The following is a 17,407-nucleotide window of genomic DNA, read 5'->3' on the forward strand; positions in this document are numbered from 1 at the left end:
TCAGGCTCCTTTCACGAGAGCAGCATGCGGGCCGGCACTGGCACCCTTCGGATAACCATAGGCATTCATCCTGGCAAAATACGGCATGCTGGGATGCGCCTCAAAGCGAACACGGCAATCGAGAACCGCCGGAAGACCAGAGGCTATCGCTCTTTCAAGGGCTGGACCAATCTCCTCTTCTTGCGTCACAACCTCGCCATGGCAACCAAAACCACGGGCGATCTCGGCGTAATCCGTTCCCTCCAGATCCGCCCCGAACGAGAAATCGAAACTCTTGCGCTGGCCCATCTTGATGACGCCCCAGGATGCATTGTTGTGAATGACGGTGATGATCGGCAGACCATAACGACGGGCCGTATCAAGTTCCGACAGTGTAAAGCCGAAGGCGCCATCGCCGCAGATATTAAAGACCGGACGGTCGGGATGCAGCAGCTTCAGGGCAACCGCATAGGGTGTTCCAAAGCCGAGCTGGCACATGCCGGGCTCATGAAAGCGCGTCCGCTCCACGGTTGCCGGCGTCAAGTCATTGCTCCAGAAAGACGTGTGACCGCCGTCATAGGCAATCAGCGCATCCTGCGGCAGCAACCGACCGAGGGCCGTTCCCAGGCGCGCCGGGTGCATGATGGCACCCTCGTCCTTGCTCATGTCTGCAAGCTTTGACTGGTATCCCGCATGGATACCCCGCAGATGCGTGAGCCAGCCGGAGGTATCCGCCATCGTGCGGCTTGCGATTGCGTCAATCAGATCCTTGAGCGCGCTGGCCGCATCGGCCCATATACCCAGCGCATGGGGCGTATTGGCGCCAAGGCTCATGGGGTCAATGTTGATGTTGATGAGTTGCGCATCACCTTTGGTGAGCGCCCCACCGTCATCCCATAACCAGGATGAAAACCGGCAGCCGACCGCAAGGATCACATCCGCCTGCTTGAATGCCGTCTGGACAGCATCGCCGCCGATGATGCCGCCATGTCCGATGAAATAAGGCGAATTCGACGGCACCGTGCCGATGCCCATCTGGGTCGCAAGTGCCGGAGCCTTGATATGGGCAAGAAGCTTGCGGAACAGATCGCCGCCATTTGCCGACACCACGCCGCCGCCGGCGACCAGAAGCGGCCGTTGCGCCGCAGCCAACACGTCGGCGGCCCTTGCAATCTGCCCGGCCGGCGCACGCGGCCCTTCGACCGAGCGATACTGTTCGGGCAAGAGGGAAAACACCGCCTCATCGAACTCGAAGCGACCGCCGAGGATCTCCTGCGGCACATCGAGATGCACCGGCCCCTTTCGCCCGGTCAGGGCATGGCGGAAGGCGTCGCGCACGAGATCGGGGAGCCTGCGTCCATCATGAACAACGGCACTCCATTTGGTGAGAGGCTTCAGGAGTGCGTGCGTATCGAGATCCATGAACATGCCGCGGTTTGGATAGGAGGCCGCAAGATGATTGTTGGAGGTGATGAGCAGGAGCGGCAGGTTGTTGTTGAAAGCCGTTCCGAGGCCGCCGACCAGATTGGCGGAACCCGGCCCCATTTCGCCAAGGGCGACGCAGATCCGCCCGCTGGCTGCCGCAATGGCCGCGCCCATCAGCGGGCCGGCTGCCTCATGCCGAACCCCCAGATAACGGATGGAAGGTTCCTCAGAAATGGCATGGAGCAGAGGGTTAAGCTTGCCCCCGGCAATGCCGAACACGAAGGGCACGGCTTCGAGAACGAGCAAACGGGTCAGCGCTTCTGCGCCGGTCATCTGGATCATGATGTCACCTGTAACGTGTCAAAAAGGCGGTCGTTGAACGGATCTGCGCCCGCCGGCGCGCGTGCGGTCAGGGTGCGATCAGCCCTGCGGTATCGATCCTGCCGCTCAGCAGTCCGCCTTCGCGCATCGCATCCTGGAGGTAGTCGAGTGCTGCAACCGTGGGCACGGGCTTGCATTCCGGCAACTCGATCTTGGCCAGAACCTCGATGGGCAGACGTGTGTATTTCGAGACGATTTCGCGGGTCTTTTCCTGATTCTTGCCAATGAAATCCGCTGACTGACCGAAGGCTGCGCGAAAGGATGTGATGGCAGCAGCATTCGCCTTGGCCCATTCGCGCGTGGCGACAAAGGTTGTGTAGGGAATGTCTGCGGGAAGATCCGACATAAAGTGGAAGGCCACCTTGCCACTGGACTGGCTGACAGCGCGTCCCAGCGAGGGCTGCCCGGCGATGATGGCGTCAATCGTGCCGCCCTTCAAAACATCGGCAGTGTTGGGGATCGGCACCTCGATGAAGGTGACGCTCTTTTCCGCAATGTTCTTCTGTTTCAGCCACTGCCGAAACAGAATATCAAGCGTGCCGCCAATGCTGGGCGTTCCCACCTTCTTCCCCACGAGATCCTCCGGTTTGTCGACGGCAACGCCCTCACGCACGGCAAGCCCGACATTCTTGGCGGTGCGTGGTGCAGTGACGCCGCAATTGGCGACGACGACAAGATCGATGCCACTCTCCACCGCCTGCAGCAGCACGGTTGGAGATATGGCGACGATCTGGTGAGAGCCCGCGACCAAAGAGGCCACCAGCGTCTGGTTCGATCCTGTGGGCAGAAACTCGACCTGAAGGCCCTGTCTGTCGAACAGGCCTTCATCCTTGGCGACGAAAGCCGCTTCGACTTCGGCGATTGGCGGCGTGCCGATGGCGATCTTCGTGTCAGCAAAAGCCGGAATGGTGGCAACGGCGAGCGTGCTCGCGATCATGATGGCGCGTTTCAACATGGTTTCCTCCTCGAATGCGGGCTCCTCAACCCTTGGACAGCACTATCCCAGGGCGCCTGACTTTCATCAATAGACAGAACAGCAGTTCAGCTATAACCTCGAATGCATATCTGCCGAGGGTCCGGAGCCTCTCATGAACCTGCGCAAATGGGAGTATTTTCTAAAGGCCGCCGAATTCGGCAATCTGTCACGCGTGGCGGAAAAACTCGACATTTCGCAGCCCGCGCTGAGCCGGCAGATTGCCGCTCTGGAGCAGGAAATCGGAACCTCCCTCTTCCATCGCACCGGCCGTGGCCTGACGCTTACACCCGCCGGCGAGGTGTTTCGCGCCCGAGCGGAGGCGATCCTTGAGGAAATCGCACGCGTCCCAGGAGAGGTGACCCATGCCGCCAACACCCCCTCCGGCCGGCTTGCCTTTGGCGCACCGCCTTTCATGGGGCGCGTCTTGACGGGGGAACTGGTCGCGACCTATGTCGAGACCTATCCACATGTGCGGCTTCGCGTGCGCGGCGCGCATTCTTTTCAGCTGCGCGAGGCGATCTTCTTCCGGGATATCGATATCGGCATTCTTGTCGCGCCGTTGACTGAACCGGACCTGCATACGGAACCGCTGCTGAAGGAACAGCTCTATCTCGTCGGTCCGACCGATAGCGGACTTTCCGTAGACCAGCCGATTTCCATCGACCGGGTGGCCGATTGCCCGCTGATCCTCACACCGCGTCCGGATGGCCTGCGCACCCTGATCGAAGGCGAATTCGCCCGCATCGGCCGCCGCGCCAGGATCGCCATCGAGACCGAATATGCGCCGATGGACGATCTCATCCGCCGCAAGGTGGGATACGCCATCATGCCTTACTGCGGCATGGTCAACTCACCGCTGACCCAGTTTGCCTGGGCGCCAATCGAGGGGCTTTGGGTCACCTGGCTCATCGCCACACTCGACAATACAGAACGCACGCTCGCCGCCCGCCACTTCATCGACATGCTCCACGCCGCCGCAAGAGACAATATCGAACAGGGACGCTGGACCGCGACCTATTTGGGAAACAGCACCAGGTCTTTGCCTTGATGGGATGTGATCCAGCTACGTCGCCACCCCGTCCGCCTTCTGAAACTGCACCATTCAACACGCCAATTGGTTCGGTTTCACGATGGTGCGTTTGGGTCCGGGAGAAGACACGCCGCTTCCGGAGTTTGGAACACGTGAACGGTCATCTGGCGGGCGCATGCCGATTTCCGGAGCCCGGCCGGCGCAAGTAGAGCACCGGCAGCAAGCGCCCTATAGGGCAGACTTCCCGATCGAGGCTCCGCCATCGACGTGCAGCGTCTGCCCGGTGATGAACGCGGCATCGTCCGACAGCAGAAATTCAATCGCCGCGGCAAGCTCGTCCGGTTGGCCGACCCGTCCCATGGGAACACCGGAGAGATAACGCGCCTCACCTTCATTGCCGATCGGATTGTTCGCCCGGAACAGTTCCGTTTCGGTTGGCCCGGGCGAAACGGCGTTGACCGTGATGCCGGTCTGGGCGAGTTCGAGCGCCCAGCTTCGCGTGAAGCTGACCAGTGCGGCCTTGGCAGCAGCATAGCTTGTCCGCTGTACGCTGCCGAGAACGGTGAGACTGGAAATATTGACAATGCGGCCCCAGCCGCGGGTGCGCATGCCGGACAATGCGGCCTGTACGGCCACGAGAGCAGGATGCAGATTGACGCGCATCACCTCTTCAAGGGTTTCAAGGGTTTCAAGGGCGATGTCGCCAAGCGGCGCAGCCCTGACCAGCCCGACATTGTTGACCACGCCATCGACGTTGCTTTCCTTGACGATCCTGGCCAGTTCGTCGTTGGCACTGCGCTCGGAAAGATCGAGAGTATGCAGCAAACCTGGAAAGGCGTCTGTCGGCTTGCGGGCAACGCCGATGACGGTATGGTCGCGGGTGGCAAGGCGATGGGCCAGGGCGAGGCCTATGCCCTTGCTGGCGCCGGTGATCAGAAAGGTTCTCTTCATCGGGAAAATCCTCTGGCCCTGCCTCAAGGCAGCAGGGCCTTATGGGGTGAATGATGGATCAGACGGCGGTGCGGCTAGCTGCGAGGCGGAGCGCCGGCAGCATGTCTTCCGGTTCCGGACGGCGGGTATAGTCCGGGTTCACCTCCGCGTAGAGGATCACGCCATCTGGGCCGACGACGTAACGGGCCGGCATGGGCAACGTCCAGCTCGGATCGCCGTTGAAGGCCGGAAGGTCATTCTTCAGCGACTTGTAAAGCTCGACCAGGTAATCCTGCATTTCGAAGCGCAGGCCGAAGGCGGCGGCCACGTCATTGTGCGGGTCCGACAGGATCGGGAAGGTCAGGTTGTTCTGGCGCACCGACTTGCGGCTTTTGACCGTATTCTGCGGCGAGATGGCAACAAGTTTCGCGCCGAGCGCCTCGAACTGTGGCAGCGTTTCCTGGAGTGCCTGCAGTTCCATGTTGCAATAGGGGCACCAGACACCCCGGTAGAAACTGACCACCAGCGGGCCGTGCGCCAGAAGATCGGCAGATGAAACCGTCTTGCCGTCGGGATCTGCAAGGCTGAAGGCCGGCAATGTGTCGCCCGCTTTCAGGGCCTTCTCGGCCGCGCCGGAGGCGGTCAGTTCGGCGGTGGCGCGGCGCATGGTTTCGATGACCGACGAGGGTACGTTATAGGGCGGCTTGCCGGCTTCGAAATCGGCCTTGAAGGCATCGAGCTTGGACTGCAGTGTCATGATCTTGCTCCTTGAGTTCTCAAATTTTTGCGCGCGAGCCTCAGAACTCCCTCTGAAGCTCGGTGATTATTGGGCAGTTGTCAGCCGTTGGAGGTCATCGAACGGGCGACTTCCGCGGCGCTGATGCCTTCGAGAGCCAGGCCATAGCCAGCACCTTCGTCGATGATCCGGCGCAGCTTCTGCGTCAGCGCAATGCGGGTATAGCGGCTCGTCAGCGGCGGAAGGGCGGCAAGGCCCTCGGCAATTTCACGGGCACGGGCGAGCAGTTTGTCGGCCGTCACGATCTCGTTGACGACACCCCATTCTTTGGCCGTTTGCGCATCCAGTATCTGCCGGGTCAGGATGAAGTAACGGCCGCGGATTGAGCCGATCACTTCCGGCCAGAGCAGGTTGACGCCATCGCCCGGCACGATGCCGAAGTCGAAATGCGGCTTGTCCTGGAAATCGGTTTCCGGTGTGGCTCCGGCGAGGAGCGCTTGAAGAAACCGGCATTGCCGAAAGCCGGGCTTAGAGCGGAGGCGTGGAAAAAGAGCTGTTCGAAGACACGAGCGCGGTCATTTGCATTTTCAGGAAGCAGCTTGCCGGTATTTTCCGCCAGATGAACGAGGATCGCCGCACTTTCCGTGAGAACGAAGCCGTCGTCCACCAGGACCGGCACCTTGCCGTTGGCGTTGAGCGAGAGAAATGCTGCGCCTTTCTGTTCGCCCTTGCGGACATTGACGGCCTTCAGTTCGCAATCGAGGCCGAGTTCCTCAAGCGCGATCAATACCTTGACGCTATTCGTGGTAGCAAAGGCATAGACTTCAATCATGCTTGTCTCCATCGGTTCCTGTTCGCTGGAGAACGTTATGACCATTCCCGGATGCTTGCGGCAGACGTCTTCAGGCGATAACGCTTATTCCAACGGAGAATAAGCGATGGACAGATTGCAGGCGATGACCGCATTCGTGCGGGTTGTGGAAACGGGATCGTTCTCACAGGCCGCCCGCCAGATTGGTGTCGGCCAGCCCGCCATCTCGAAGATGATTGCGCAATTGGAGGACCGACTTCAGGTTCGCCTGATCATCCGGTCGACGCACGGCCTCTCGCCAACCGACGCCGGCGTTCGTTTCTATGAACGAGCGAAAGCGGCGATCCACGAAGCGGACGAGGCGGAGCTGGAAGCCAAGGGGGCCGGCGCTGGGCTGTCGGGCCGACTTCGCCTATGCGCCGCCACGACCTTTGCGAGGCTCATGGTCATTCCGCGTCTGCCAGAGTTCATGGCGATGCATCCCGATCTGGACGTGGATATCGTTCTCGACGATCGGGTGATCGATCTCGTGTCCGAAGGCATCGACATCGCGCTGCGCATGGGTGATCTCGCCGACTCTTCGGCCGTAGCCCGCCGACTTGCTACCGGTCGACGGTCCGTGGTGGCGACCCCAGCCTATCTTGAAAGGCATGGCATACCACGGGTGCCCGCAGATATCGCCGCCCATCAGGCGGTGGTTTATACCCAACTCGACAGGAACTGGACTTTTCGCAAGGATGGAACCGAAGCGTCCGTCGCCGTCTCCGGACGGGTTCAGTTCACCGCTGCCGAAGGCATTCGTGCCGCGGTTAAGGCCGACATGGGGCTTGCCGTTACCTCCGATTGGATGTTCTGGCCGGAGCTCATGAGCGGCGAGGTGATCCGCGTGCTTGAAGACTGGGAGCTTCCAAACATTGACCTCTGGGCGGTCTTTCCCACCGGGCGCCTTGCAAGCGCCAAGGCGCGGGCGTTCGCAGACTTCGTGGAGCGGGTCGTCGGGTAGATCAAAGCTCCCGGTGGCCCGGGCTTGCCATTGGGCTGAGATGCAGAGAGGTCCGCCTTCTAGCCGTACACAGCACGCAGGCTGCAGCCGAAATGACGATGCATTGCCGACCGGCCGGATCCGACCTAATCACGGTCATTCACGTCCTCCCCAAGCCATGGTCCCGTCTGGCCCTGAGCAGCCAATCGCCGTTGCTCGGGATGACCGGACAAAGCCGGTGTGTGGTTCCCGGCACAGTCGTCTTGTCATCGTATCTCCTGCTCCCGGCACCCAGGCCGAAGTCCGGTAGAAATTCCCCTTATCTACGCCGTTCAAATTTGCCGAACCCGCTCGGGATGAGATCCGCAAGGGCGCCCCTGAGCGTCTGCGCGCGCCTATAGATCGGCAGAACAGGTTGATCAGGAAACCCTTTTGATACGGCGCCATGCGGCCGGTGTTGTGCCCTTCAGGCGCCGGAAGACACGGGAGAGGTGAGATTGGTCGGCAAAGCCGCAATCGAGGGCGATCTCGGAAAGCGGGATGTCGGTCGTTGCCATTAAATGCTCGGCCTGATGAAGGCGACGCCGGCAGATGTAGTCATGGGGAGAGGTGCCGAAACTCACCCGGAACGCAGCGGAGAAATAGCTGCTGCTGAGCCGCGTCATCTGCGCGAGATCGTCGATGTTGATGCGATCCGGATAGGCTTTATCGATATGCCGCTTCAGACGTTCGACCTGCCAGGGAGCCAGGCCGCCGCGGGTCGATGGTTGCGAATTTTCCCCGAGACTGTCGGCATGGCCTGCAAGCGCAGAGGCCCGCCGCACAAATTCCAGCGCACCTTCCTGATCGCGCTGGACGAGAGACATGGCATGCGCCAGCAATCTCGTCACCTGATCGTGCTCAACTGCAACCGGCCCCATGCCTTGGGGCATTCGGTGGCCGCTCTCATTGGCTGGAGTGAAAAGTGCTGACATGACGCCCCCCATCTGGTGTGACCTGATGGAACAAATCTTCCATCGAACGGTGGGTGAAAGAAATTATACATACATCAATCGGCGTCAGACAGCAGTGCTAGCCACCCATACATCCGTATAGGGTGTCCTGTCCGGACAGGATTTACGGACGGTCGCGGCAGCATGAGAAGCGGTTATCTGCTGGGAAAAACAAACAAAAAAAGGCCGCCGCGGGTGACGCGGCGGCCTGTTTGGCGTGCTCTTGCCTCAGCTCTTCACGAAAGCCAGGAGGTCGGGATTGAGGACATCGGCGTTGACGGTCAGCATGCCATGCGAAAAGCCCTCGTATACCTTGAGCGTTCCGTTCTTGAGCAGCTTCACCGAAAGTTCTGCGGACGCTGCGATCGGAACGATCTGGTCGTCGGCGCCGTGCATCACGAGCGTCGGCACGGTGATCTTTTTCAGATCCTCGGTCTGGTCGGTTTCCGAAAAAGCCTTGATGCCGTCGTAATGCGCCTTGGCGCCGCCCATCATGCCCTGGCGCCACCAATTCTGGATCACGCCTTCATGCACGGTCGCACCCTTACGATTGAAACCGTAGAACGGGCCGGCGGGCACATCGCGGAAGAACTGGGCGCGGTTGGCCGCCAGCGCAGAGCGGAAACCATCGAACACCTCGATCGGCAGACCGCCGGGATAAGCGGCCGTCTTCAGCATGATCGGCGGAATGGCGCTGACCAGAACGGCCTTGGCAACACGGCCCTGCGGTTCGCCGAAATTGGCGACATATCGTGCGACTTCGCCGCCACCGGTGGAGTGACCGATGTGAACCGCATTGCGCAGATCAAGCTTTTCGAAAACGGCAGCGGCGTCTGCGGCGTAATGGTCGATGTCGTGGCCGTCGCTCACCTGCTGCGACCGACCGTGTCCACGGCGGTCATGCGCGATAACGCGGAAGCCCTTCAGGACGAAGAACAGCATCTGCGCATCCCAGTCATCCGAGGAGAGCGGCCAGCCGTGATGGAAAACGATCGGCTGCGCATCCTTCGGACCCCAGTCCTTGTAAAAGATCTCGACGCCGTCCTTGGTGGTAATGAAGTTCTCGGTCATTCGTATCATTCCTTCCATTTGGAGTTGGGTTGAGGTTTCCGAGGCAAAGACCGGGACCGTCATTGCCAGCGAAAGAGTGGCTCCCGCCAGCATGGCCTGCCTGCGGGACAACAGGATTTCGTATTTTTCATCCATTGGCTTGGTTCTCACTGTTTGGATGAACAAACCCTAGAACCTGAGCCCCACTCAATCTTGTCGCCTAGGCTGATTTTTTGGACATTTGTCTTGTCACGTCGATCCATCCAATGCGGATGAAGACAAAGCAGATCTGCTGAACCCGTTTCGCGCGATGCGCGTGTGCGCGCATGGCGACGATAGACAACACCAAAACAGGGATCTGGCCGAGCTTACCCAACAGCGGTTGATGAAAAAATGAAGGGGCGCCGACAGCAGAACAACTGCCTTACGCCAAGGCGCATACAAGCTGTGTCGCAAGCCAGACGAATGGCTGGCGCACATCACGGGCGCGCAAAATCGTCTTTCTCAGCTCGGGCAAGAGCCTGGAAACGTGTTCAGAGGCCGTTAAAGCCGCGATAACCCAGAACAGGAATGTCGCAGCGCCTGTCGAATGTGTCTGCGCTTCCTGTCCGCGCACAATCGATCCTGGTCTTGAAATTGTGGCCCTCCACGTGGCCGGTGCGCGGGCCGCCCGGTGAAGCGCATCCGGACCCGATGCTGAAAGCCAACGCGGCCAAAAACGTCCACTGCGCCAACAGGCGCGGGCATTTCCTGACGTCATCAGGCTGTTCTAAAATATGAAGTGATACGGTCATGATACAATCACCGGTTAAACAAAAATGGGAGAGGGCCTGGTCTGTGAGGACGGACCCGGCTGGAGGGCGCTACTCTTCAAGATCTATGTCTCGACGGAGGGGTAATCGCTGCCGCGCCAATGCTGCAGTCTGTCGGCAAACAGGCGTTGAAATGTCAGCGGGCCTAGTTTTGCCGCGTAGGGTTCGTCGTAGATGCCGACAAAGATCGTGAGGTTGAGGAAGAAATGCGCGCCCATTTCGAACAGCGCAACGAAGTCATGATCGACAAGCGCCCTGCGCTCGTCATCGGTCAGGTGATGCACCGAAGACAGCTCCACCTCGCTGTTCAACAGCCTGGGGCCGATCGATTGTTCCCAGGCCGACACGAAGGCCTCGGGGTTTTCGATATAGCGCTGAAGAAGCTCGGGATCGCGATCGACCGAGAACAGGAACTTGTTCACATAATATTTGCTCATTGCGCCAAACCCTTGGGGTACCAGGTAAAATAGGCCTCCATCGTGTGGAAGAGGTCGAGATAGTCGGCGTAGTCGGCCTCACCGGGGCCGGCCACACCCAGCATCAGTATGAAGTTCAGGAAGCCATGGGTGGCATTGCCGCTGCGTTCCAGGCTGTCATGGGTCACGCTGTCCAGGATGGCGCCTGCATCCCCTGTCCGCAGCCATGCGATGGCTTGATGGTCGAAGGCGGGATCCGGCCCGGTCTCCATGAATTGTCGCGGGCCTCCCAGTTCCAGCGAGAGATGACCGGTGCCGATAACGGCAATCCTCTTGTCGGAGGGATAGGCTTCGATTGCTTGGCGGATGGCGCGGCCGAGTTCGAAGAAACGGCGCGGTGTATGCAGCGGCGGCGCGAAAATATTGGTGTAGATCGGCACAATCGGCAGATCGTTTTGCGGGCGCAAGGTGATGATCGGGCAGACGATCGAATGATCGATTTTCAGTTCGTTGGAAAACGCAAAATCGAAATTCTGGTGCAGCAGGGATTGGTGCAGGAACCGCGACATCTCTTCATCGCCGCGAAGCCTGTAGCGGGGTAGGCCGAACTCGCGTTCCTCGTTATAGAAGGTCGCATCATAGGCCGGTGCCTTCCCGATCAGAAACTGCGGATAGTTATCCAGAAAGATCTGATGGAAGTGATCCGAGCCGATCATCACCATTATATCCGGCTCGGCACATGTCAGCGTTTCCCGGTAGGCTTCGATCTTCCGCTTCCATTGCGCAGCTTGCGGCATCTGGTCTTCGGGAGCGGCGGTGGTCGTCTTGAGGTAAAAGGGATGATGCGTGGATGCGAGTGTCGCGACAAGTTTTGCCAAAGCGGATCTCCAAGAGGGCAGCAGGACCGATAGCCATTGCCTCAAGGTAGAGCCGGCGTCTTTTGCGCGTATTTCGAACGGGGCTGATTGGATTGCGTTTGAAATGGTCTTCCAGGCTGCAACCGAATAGCGGGCGCCCCGATGAGACGCAGAAAGCCCCTAGTCACGCCGTCACCGGTTGCCGCCGCGCTCAACCCTTATTTCGATGGATCACCTTCACATCGGCATCGAAGAGGTAACCGGCGCCCCTTTCCGTCTTGATCAGGCCGGGTTTCGAGGGGTGGACCTCAAGCTTGCGGCGCAGCCGCAGGATCAGCACATCGATGCTGCGATCGAAAACCTCCTCATTGTGGACGCGGCTTGCAGACAGCAGTTGCTCTCGCGACAGGATCTGGCGTGGAGACCGCAGGAATGCCGTCAACAGATTGAATTCGCCGGCGGTCAGCTTAACCTCCTCACCCTCATGGGTCAGCCTGCGCAGCTTGATGTTCAGTTCCCAGCCGTTGAATTCGTAGATGGTCCTGTCCTTTTTGGAGCCGACGACAGGACGCTCCCGCAAGGACGAGCGCACGCGCGCCAGCAATTCCCGGGTGCCGAAGGGTTTAGTGATATAATCCACAGCGCCGAGTTCCAGCCCGACAACCTTGTCGGCCTCTTCCAGCCGGTCACCGCTGATGATGATGATCGGGCAATCCGACGTGCTGGAAAACTTTCGAACGATATCCAGACCGTCTTCTCGCCCCAGGTTGAGATCCACAATCAGCAGGTCCACCTCATCCGTGCTGAGGACCCTCTGCAGATCCTGGCTGCCACTCAACCCGGTGACACGGAGGGCGTGTTGGGACAGATAATCCGTCAGTAAACTTCGGATGGCCAGATCATCATCAATGACCAGAACGTGCTTCACGACGGCTCTCCGAGATGGCCGGCAAAGCAAAGCGCCGGCTTCAGGTGAACCAGACGTCCGCCGCCTTTGGAGACCGTGGACCGTTCACTGCCGGGTTTTCGTCTCCTGTTCATCCGGTCACCGTGCTGCCCGATGGGCTGCGAATTGATGCAGCGTCTGCAAGCCGGCTCCTCGAGCATATCGCTCATCACGCCATTCCTTCGTTTTCTGAGGAAGGCTCACAATAAGCGTAAGCAGGCGTTACCGCAATATCATTTATATCAATTTAATCATTTTTGCGTACTTATCATTCGTGAACTATCTCTTATGGCGGCGGGTATTGGTGCGTTCGACCGCTGGTCGGTCCTTGCAAGCCTCTTCCCTCACATTTTCTGGCTCCACCTCAAGGAGATGGTCCGGGCGGGGATAGGAAGGTACTCCGTAAATGGATGCAGCCGCCGCAGATCCGAAGGCCTCCAGAAGGACGAGAGCTGTCCGTCGGTAATCGATCCCTCTTGCTCTTTCACAGATCAGGCCTGGAAAACGGCAGGCCACAGTCAGTGACAGAAACATGCATGACCTCCGTCATTCGAGAAAGATGGATGGGGAGGTGCCCTGCGCACTCGCGGGCGCTTGGCGTCCTCTGATCAGGGCGCTGGCGTCTCCTCTGCGGGCGGTCTAACGCCAGCGGACAACAAGATCGTCCACCTGACGGATGCCCGCATGTCCGTGGATGCACAGGCTCTGCTCACCAATATCGAAGTCGAGATGTGCATTGAGGAGCGCATGAAGGGCCTCTTCCATCTCGATCCGCGCCAGCGCTTCGCCCAGACACCTGTGTTCTCCACCGCCGAAAACCGGGTGCCATTTGCCGAGAGGCCGCGTGAGGTTGAACCGATCGGGATCGATGAAGACAGCAGGATCGCGAAGACCGGACATGGTGGACAACAGGACCGGACTACCCCTCGGGATCACATGTCCGTCGAGGCTGATGTCTTCGATTGCAAGGCGCGGGATCGATGCGACGGCCGGCTCGAACCGCAATGCTTCCGAGACCGCAGCCGCCACCATCGCCGGTCGATACCGCAAAGCCTTCCACAGCCCATCCTGCCGCTCGAGAAGCAGCCCGACCATGATGACGATCGCCGCCCGCGTTGTATCGGAGCCGCCCAGCACGACCGAGACGATCTGCATGACAGCCTCGACGGGCGACATCTCGGCGGCCTGATCGACGCTTGCGACATAGTCCGAGAGAAAATCACCCTGTGGCCACTTGCGGCGATCATCGATCAACGCGGAGACATAGGCGGAGAGATCGCGTGTGGCCGCTTCGATGTCGGGCAGGTCATCCTGCGTCCAGGACGTCGTCAGGATCTTCGATACCCGGTAGGCCATGGAGGTGAAGAGAGGAACATCATCGCGCGGAATGCCAAGGATCGCGGCAATCGTGACGGCGGGAATAACGGCGGCATAATCATCGCGCAGACGCATTTCGCCAGCGCTACGCTTGGAGGCGACGAGTTCCTCGGCCAAAAGTCGGACATTGGGGCGAAGTCCCTCCATCATCCGAAACGCAAAGCTGCGGGAAAGCGGCCGACGACGGCGGTGGTGCGCATCGCCGTTCGAAAATAGCAGGCTGTTGGACACCAGTTCCATGACGGGGCCGTCCGCAATGCCCCGTGCCCTCAAAAGCTCGGTCTCGATCTGCCGTGTGCGGGGATCGCTCACCAGCTTTTCGACATCATGGGCGCGCAGAACGAGGAAGGCACCGTCCTCCCGCTGCACGAAGGGACAAACAGGCCGCAATTCCTTGAAGAATTCGTGCGGTGCCGAATTGAGAGCGGCAAAACTCAGAACGGGTGGAGAGACGGTGATCTGGGACGAGAGTGACATCGGGAACGGAGGCCTCTTTTGTTGACTGACCCCGTTCTCGACCCTTCACAATGCCCGATGTTTTCAGGATCGGGCATTGTGGTTTCATCTGTAGGACGAGCCACGGTTTCAGGCGGTATTTTTCAACGGATTGCAGGAGAAGCGCATCGGATCGCGTATTGACGCTGCCAACTGACCCGGCACTCCGTCGTCTTGCGCACAAACATGTGCCCCTGAAACGCCGGCCTTCCCTCGAGCCGAAGGCCTGGTAGCCGTTCCACAAGCGCAGAAAGCCCCTCTTCCAGCTCGGCGCGCCCCAGTGCATCGGCAACACATTTGTGGGCTCCGCCCCCGAAGGCCAGCCGTGCCAATTTCAGGTTGGGCCGTGAGATATCGAAGGCATCAGGCTGATCAAAAACACGCTCGTCCCGCAGGGCGGAAATGAACGACAGCAGCACCAGCTGCCCGGCCGGCAGAACCCAACCGTCGATCTCGATCTCCTCGACGGACACCCGCACGACACCTGCTATACCCGGCTCGAAACGCAGGCCTTCTGCAACAGCGTTCGGCACCAGCGTGAGGTCGTCGCAGACCGCTTGCCATTGCTCCGGCTCCGACAGCAGGTGAACGGCTTGTGCGACGAGCCCGGTTCGAACCGACTCCGTGCCTCCGATGATCAGTTGGACAATCTGGACCAGCAGTTCCAGCCGCGTCACGGCATCGTCCTGCGAAAGCGTGAGATACCGGGATAGGAAACTCTCCGACGGATCGGTTTCGGCCTCTCGCAGCAGGTCATCGAGATAGCTGCGCAGCCGAAGTGCCGCCTGCTCGGCTTCCGTGATGGCATGCTCGGTGGGATCCGGTCGAAAGAACTCGTTCATGGCGTGGATATCCTGCATGAACGTGGTCACATCCGGATCGGGAACGCCAAGAAGGCCGGCAAGGGCAAGGACTGGAAGCTTTGCCGCATAACCGGCGGCGAGATCGAGGCTCGCGCTGTCGTCACATTCATCGATCAACGCTGCCGCCGCGCGACGGACATGCTGGCGAAACTCTTCCGACACCTGGTGTGAAAGCGTTCTTGATAGCCCAGAACGCCGACGGGTGTGCGCATCGGCATTGGCCGTCAGCATGCCATGTTCGAAGATGTCAAACAGGGCGCCTTCGCTGATCCCGGCTTGGGCGGGCATGGCCGTTCCCGTTGCCTGCAACCTCGGGTCCAGCAGGAGACGGCTGACATCGTCATGCCGCAGGATCACGTAGCCGCCGGTATCGAGCGCAATAAACGGATAGGCCGGGCGGTATCTGGCAAAGGTGCCATGAATGTCCGTTTCCAGATCGGACGATGCGACGACAGGAACGGTGCGGGTAGTATCCAACATGATGTTTTACTGCCTTTTGAGATCGCGAGATCGATGAATGTGAATGGGGGACGTCAGGACCGGCGGGCATTGGGCGGGCGGGACTTACCGAGGCAACGCAGCCGAAACCTTCAGTGAGCGACACATGGTGGGTCGGCGCGCGGGCGCGCCGACCTCCAACAGCCTTACAGTTCGTGTGTCTTACAGCTCGTGCTGGGTGCGGATGAGATCCGCTGCCCTTTCGCCGATGACCACGCACGGTGCCATGATGTTGCCGGTCATGATGCGCGGCATGATCGAGGCATCCGCGATGCGCAGACCCTTGATGCCGTAGACTTTCAACTGATGGTCAACCACCGACATGCTGTCGCGGCCCATTTTGGCCGTGCAGGACTGGTGCCAGTAGGTGACCGCCGAGCGGCGGATGAAGTCGACGAGGCCTTTCCGGTCGCGAGCGCCCGGAGCTGTCTCGCCCTTCACCAGCGGCTGAAAGGCGGCACCATTTCCAAGCTCCCGGCAGAGTTCGACTGCAGACATTGCCGCGGCCATGTCCTCCGGTTCACTGAGGGAATTGGGTTCGATCAGCATGGGATCGTTCACGCCGGCACCGGAGAGCCGCAGCCAGCCGCGACTTTTCGGCTGCGCCAGCCCGGCAAACATGGTCCAGCCGTGTTCCGGGGTTTCCAGTCCCGTTTCCGTCGGGGACGGCACGGGAAACTCCAGCTGGCATTGCAGGAGATCAGGCTGCGTCAGGCGGGAATCGCTCTTCCAGTAGAGCGTTGCCTCGCACCCCCCACCGCCGACACCCTCGGGCTTGCGATAGGCCCAGGTACATCCAAACGCGATATGGTCCTGATGATTTTGCCCGACGCCCGGCAGATGCTGAACAACAGGAATGCCATGGGCCGACAGTTCGTCCTGCGGTCCGATACCGGATTGCATCAGGACCTTTGGCGTGTTCACGGCACCCAGCGACAATATCGTTTCGTAATGCGCCTTGAAGCGCCGACGCTGGCCGTTAACGATCGCCTCGACACCAACCACCCTCTTACCGTCAAACAGCAGGCGCGACACCAGTGCCCCGGTCATGATCGTCAGGTTTTTCTTGGCCGAATGCGGCGCGACATAGGACTGGTAGACGGATTGACGCTTGCCGTCCCGGATACGCAGCTCCGCGATCGACGCGCCTCCCTCGCTCTCCATCATCGCCCCGTTCGGTGTGTCGAAGACAGGAATTCCGAGCGCCTCGGCAGATTGCAGGAGGGCATGGGCAACTGGCTGCGGAGCATCGGGTTGCGCCACATAGGCAGGGCCGCCGGTACCACGACGCACCGGATCGGGCGCGCCGCGCCAGTCTTCGATGCGGCGGTAATAGCTGAGGGCGGATTCGTAACCCCAGGCGTCATCACCAGATTCTGCGGCGAAGTGGTTCCAGTCCTCCTTATGGCCTCGCGACCAGACCATGACATTGATGCTCGATCCGCCGCCGAGCCCCTTGCCCATGCTCAAGGGAAGCTGGCGCCCTTCAAGGCCAGGGGTCGGCTGGCCGACAAAACCCCAGTCGCGTGACGAACCGAGATTAAGCGGCCACTGGGCCGGCTCGCGCACGCTGTCGGCACGATCATCGCCGCCGGCTTCCAGAAGCAGGACGCTTGGGCCGCCACATTCGGCAAGGCGTGCAGCAACAACCGAGCCGCTGGAGCCTGCGCCGCAAACGATAAAATCGAAGGCCTCGGCGTCGTGGCCTGAGGGCATGTCTTCTTCGCAGTTCTCTGGTTCTTGGGCATTGGGGAGCATGGGGATCACCTCGTTGACGACTGTGTTGGGTGATCTTGCTTACTGCCCTAGGTTTCGATTTTCAATGTTTTTATCAAATTTATCATTTTTCAA

At 60.0% G+C, this 17,407-nt stretch carries 16 protein-coding genes and 2 pseudogenes; 2 read left to right on the forward strand and 16 right to left on the reverse strand.

All coding sequences use genetic code 11. From position 1 onward, the window contains the following. Both AC4CWF_RS22140 and AC4CWF_RS22145 read right to left on the reverse strand, forming a co-directional pair. Complete coding sequence (locus AC4CWF_RS22140) at positions 1–1,746, reverse strand: thiamine pyrophosphate-binding protein (protein WP_491287677.1); 1,746 nt, start codon at positions 1,744–1,746, stop codon at positions 1–3. A gap of 67 nt (positions 1,747–1,813) precedes the next feature. After that, on the reverse strand, positions 1,814–2,740 hold the full coding sequence (locus AC4CWF_RS22145; protein ID WP_491287679.1) for an ABC transporter substrate-binding protein: 927 nt from the start codon (positions 2,738–2,740) through the stop codon (positions 1,814–1,816). A gap of 133 nt (positions 2,741–2,873) precedes the next feature. On the opposite strand from AC4CWF_RS22145, the gene AC4CWF_RS22150 reads away from it, so the two are divergent. Next, complete coding sequence (locus AC4CWF_RS22150; RefSeq protein ID WP_491287681.1) at positions 2,874–3,809, forward strand: LysR family transcriptional regulator; 936 nt, start codon at positions 2,874–2,876, stop codon at positions 3,807–3,809. Positions 3,810–4,019: 210 nt separating this feature from the next. On the opposite strand, the gene AC4CWF_RS22155 is transcribed toward AC4CWF_RS22150, so the two are convergent. The 4 genes and pseudogenes from AC4CWF_RS22155 to AC4CWF_RS22170 all read right to left on the reverse strand — a co-directional run. Further along, positions 4,020–4,742 (reverse strand): SDR family oxidoreductase, encoded by a 723-nt coding sequence (locus tag AC4CWF_RS22155; protein WP_491287683.1) that lies wholly within the window; start codon positions 4,740–4,742, stop codon positions 4,020–4,022. Between the two features lie 58 nt (positions 4,743–4,800). Beyond that, positions 4,801–5,478, reverse strand: coding sequence for a peroxiredoxin-like family protein (locus tag AC4CWF_RS22160; protein ID WP_491287685.1), 678 nt, complete (start codon positions 5,476–5,478; stop codon positions 4,801–4,803). An 80-nt stretch (positions 5,479–5,558) separates the two neighbouring features. Next, positions 5,559–5,939 (reverse strand): annotated as a pseudogene (locus AC4CWF_RS22165) (enoyl-CoA hydratase/isomerase family protein); the annotation flags it as partial. Beyond that, positions 5,909–6,289 (reverse strand): annotated as a pseudogene (locus tag AC4CWF_RS22170) (glutathione S-transferase family protein); the annotation flags it as partial. The pseudogenes AC4CWF_RS22165 and AC4CWF_RS22170, both read right to left, overlap by 31 nt. Positions 6,290–6,395: 106 nt before the next feature. Between AC4CWF_RS22170 and AC4CWF_RS22175 the strand changes: the two are divergent. Then, positions 6,396–7,271: a LysR family transcriptional regulator gene (locus AC4CWF_RS22175; protein WP_491285571.1), complete on the forward strand. Its 876-nt coding sequence runs from the start codon at positions 6,396–6,398 to the stop codon at positions 7,269–7,271. Positions 7,272–7,669: 398 nt separating this feature from the next. On the opposite strand, the gene AC4CWF_RS22180 is transcribed toward AC4CWF_RS22175, so the two are convergent. The 10 genes from AC4CWF_RS22180 to AC4CWF_RS22225 all read right to left on the reverse strand — a co-directional run bounded on the left by AC4CWF_RS22180 (position 7,670) and on the right by AC4CWF_RS22225 (position 17,272). Beyond that, complete coding sequence (locus tag AC4CWF_RS22180; RefSeq protein WP_491285573.1) at positions 7,670–8,182, reverse strand: helix-turn-helix transcriptional regulator; 513 nt, start codon at positions 8,180–8,182, stop codon at positions 7,670–7,672. A gap of 288 nt (positions 8,183–8,470) precedes the next feature. Continuing rightward, a complete protein-coding gene (locus AC4CWF_RS22185; RefSeq protein WP_491285575.1) occupies positions 8,471–9,448 on the reverse strand; it encodes an alpha/beta fold hydrolase in 978 nt (325 codons plus the stop codon). Positions 9,449–9,825: 377 nt separating this feature from the next. Next, the gene (locus AC4CWF_RS22190; RefSeq protein WP_491285577.1) at positions 9,826–10,086 is read right to left on the reverse strand and encodes a hypothetical protein; all 261 of its coding nucleotides are present in this window, start codon (positions 10,084–10,086) and stop codon (positions 9,826–9,828) included. A gap of 83 nt (positions 10,087–10,169) precedes the next feature. Then, positions 10,170–10,541 carry a hypothetical protein gene (locus AC4CWF_RS22195; protein WP_491285579.1) on the reverse strand — a complete coding sequence of 124 codons (372 nt, stop codon included), beginning with the start codon at positions 10,539–10,541 and terminating at the stop codon, positions 10,170–10,172. Continuing rightward, entirely contained in the window at positions 10,538–11,398 is an 861-nt protein-coding gene (locus tag AC4CWF_RS22200) for a DODA-type extradiol aromatic ring-opening family dioxygenase (protein WP_491285581.1), read from the reverse strand. The genes AC4CWF_RS22195 and AC4CWF_RS22200 overlap by 4 nt, the downstream gene beginning before the upstream one ends. A 190-nt stretch (positions 11,399–11,588) precedes the next feature. Beyond that, the gene (locus tag AC4CWF_RS22205) at positions 11,589–12,305 is read right to left on the reverse strand and encodes a response regulator (RefSeq protein ID WP_491285583.1); all 717 of its coding nucleotides are present in this window, start codon (positions 12,303–12,305) and stop codon (positions 11,589–11,591) included. After that, positions 12,302–12,493: a hypothetical protein gene (locus AC4CWF_RS22210; RefSeq protein WP_491285585.1), complete on the reverse strand. Its 192-nt coding sequence runs from the start codon at positions 12,491–12,493 to the stop codon at positions 12,302–12,304. Before AC4CWF_RS22210 ends, AC4CWF_RS22205 begins: the two co-directional genes overlap by 4 nt. Before the next feature lie 469 nt (positions 12,494–12,962). Further along, entirely contained in the window at positions 12,963–14,177 is a 1,215-nt protein-coding gene (locus AC4CWF_RS22215) for a cytochrome P450 (protein ID WP_491285587.1), read from the reverse strand. 122 nt (positions 14,178–14,299) lie between these two features. Beyond that, on the reverse strand, positions 14,300–15,538 hold the full coding sequence (locus AC4CWF_RS22220; protein WP_491285589.1) for a cytochrome P450: 1,239 nt from the start codon (positions 15,536–15,538) through the stop codon (positions 14,300–14,302). A 180-nt stretch (positions 15,539–15,718) separates the two neighbouring features. Continuing rightward, a complete protein-coding gene (locus tag AC4CWF_RS22225) occupies positions 15,719–17,272 on the reverse strand; it encodes a GMC family oxidoreductase (RefSeq protein WP_491285593.1) in 1,554 nt (517 codons plus the stop codon). Positions 17,273–17,407 lie beyond the last annotated feature (135 nt).

This window comes from Neorhizobium sp. PAMB6630 (genome assembly GCF_058242775.1).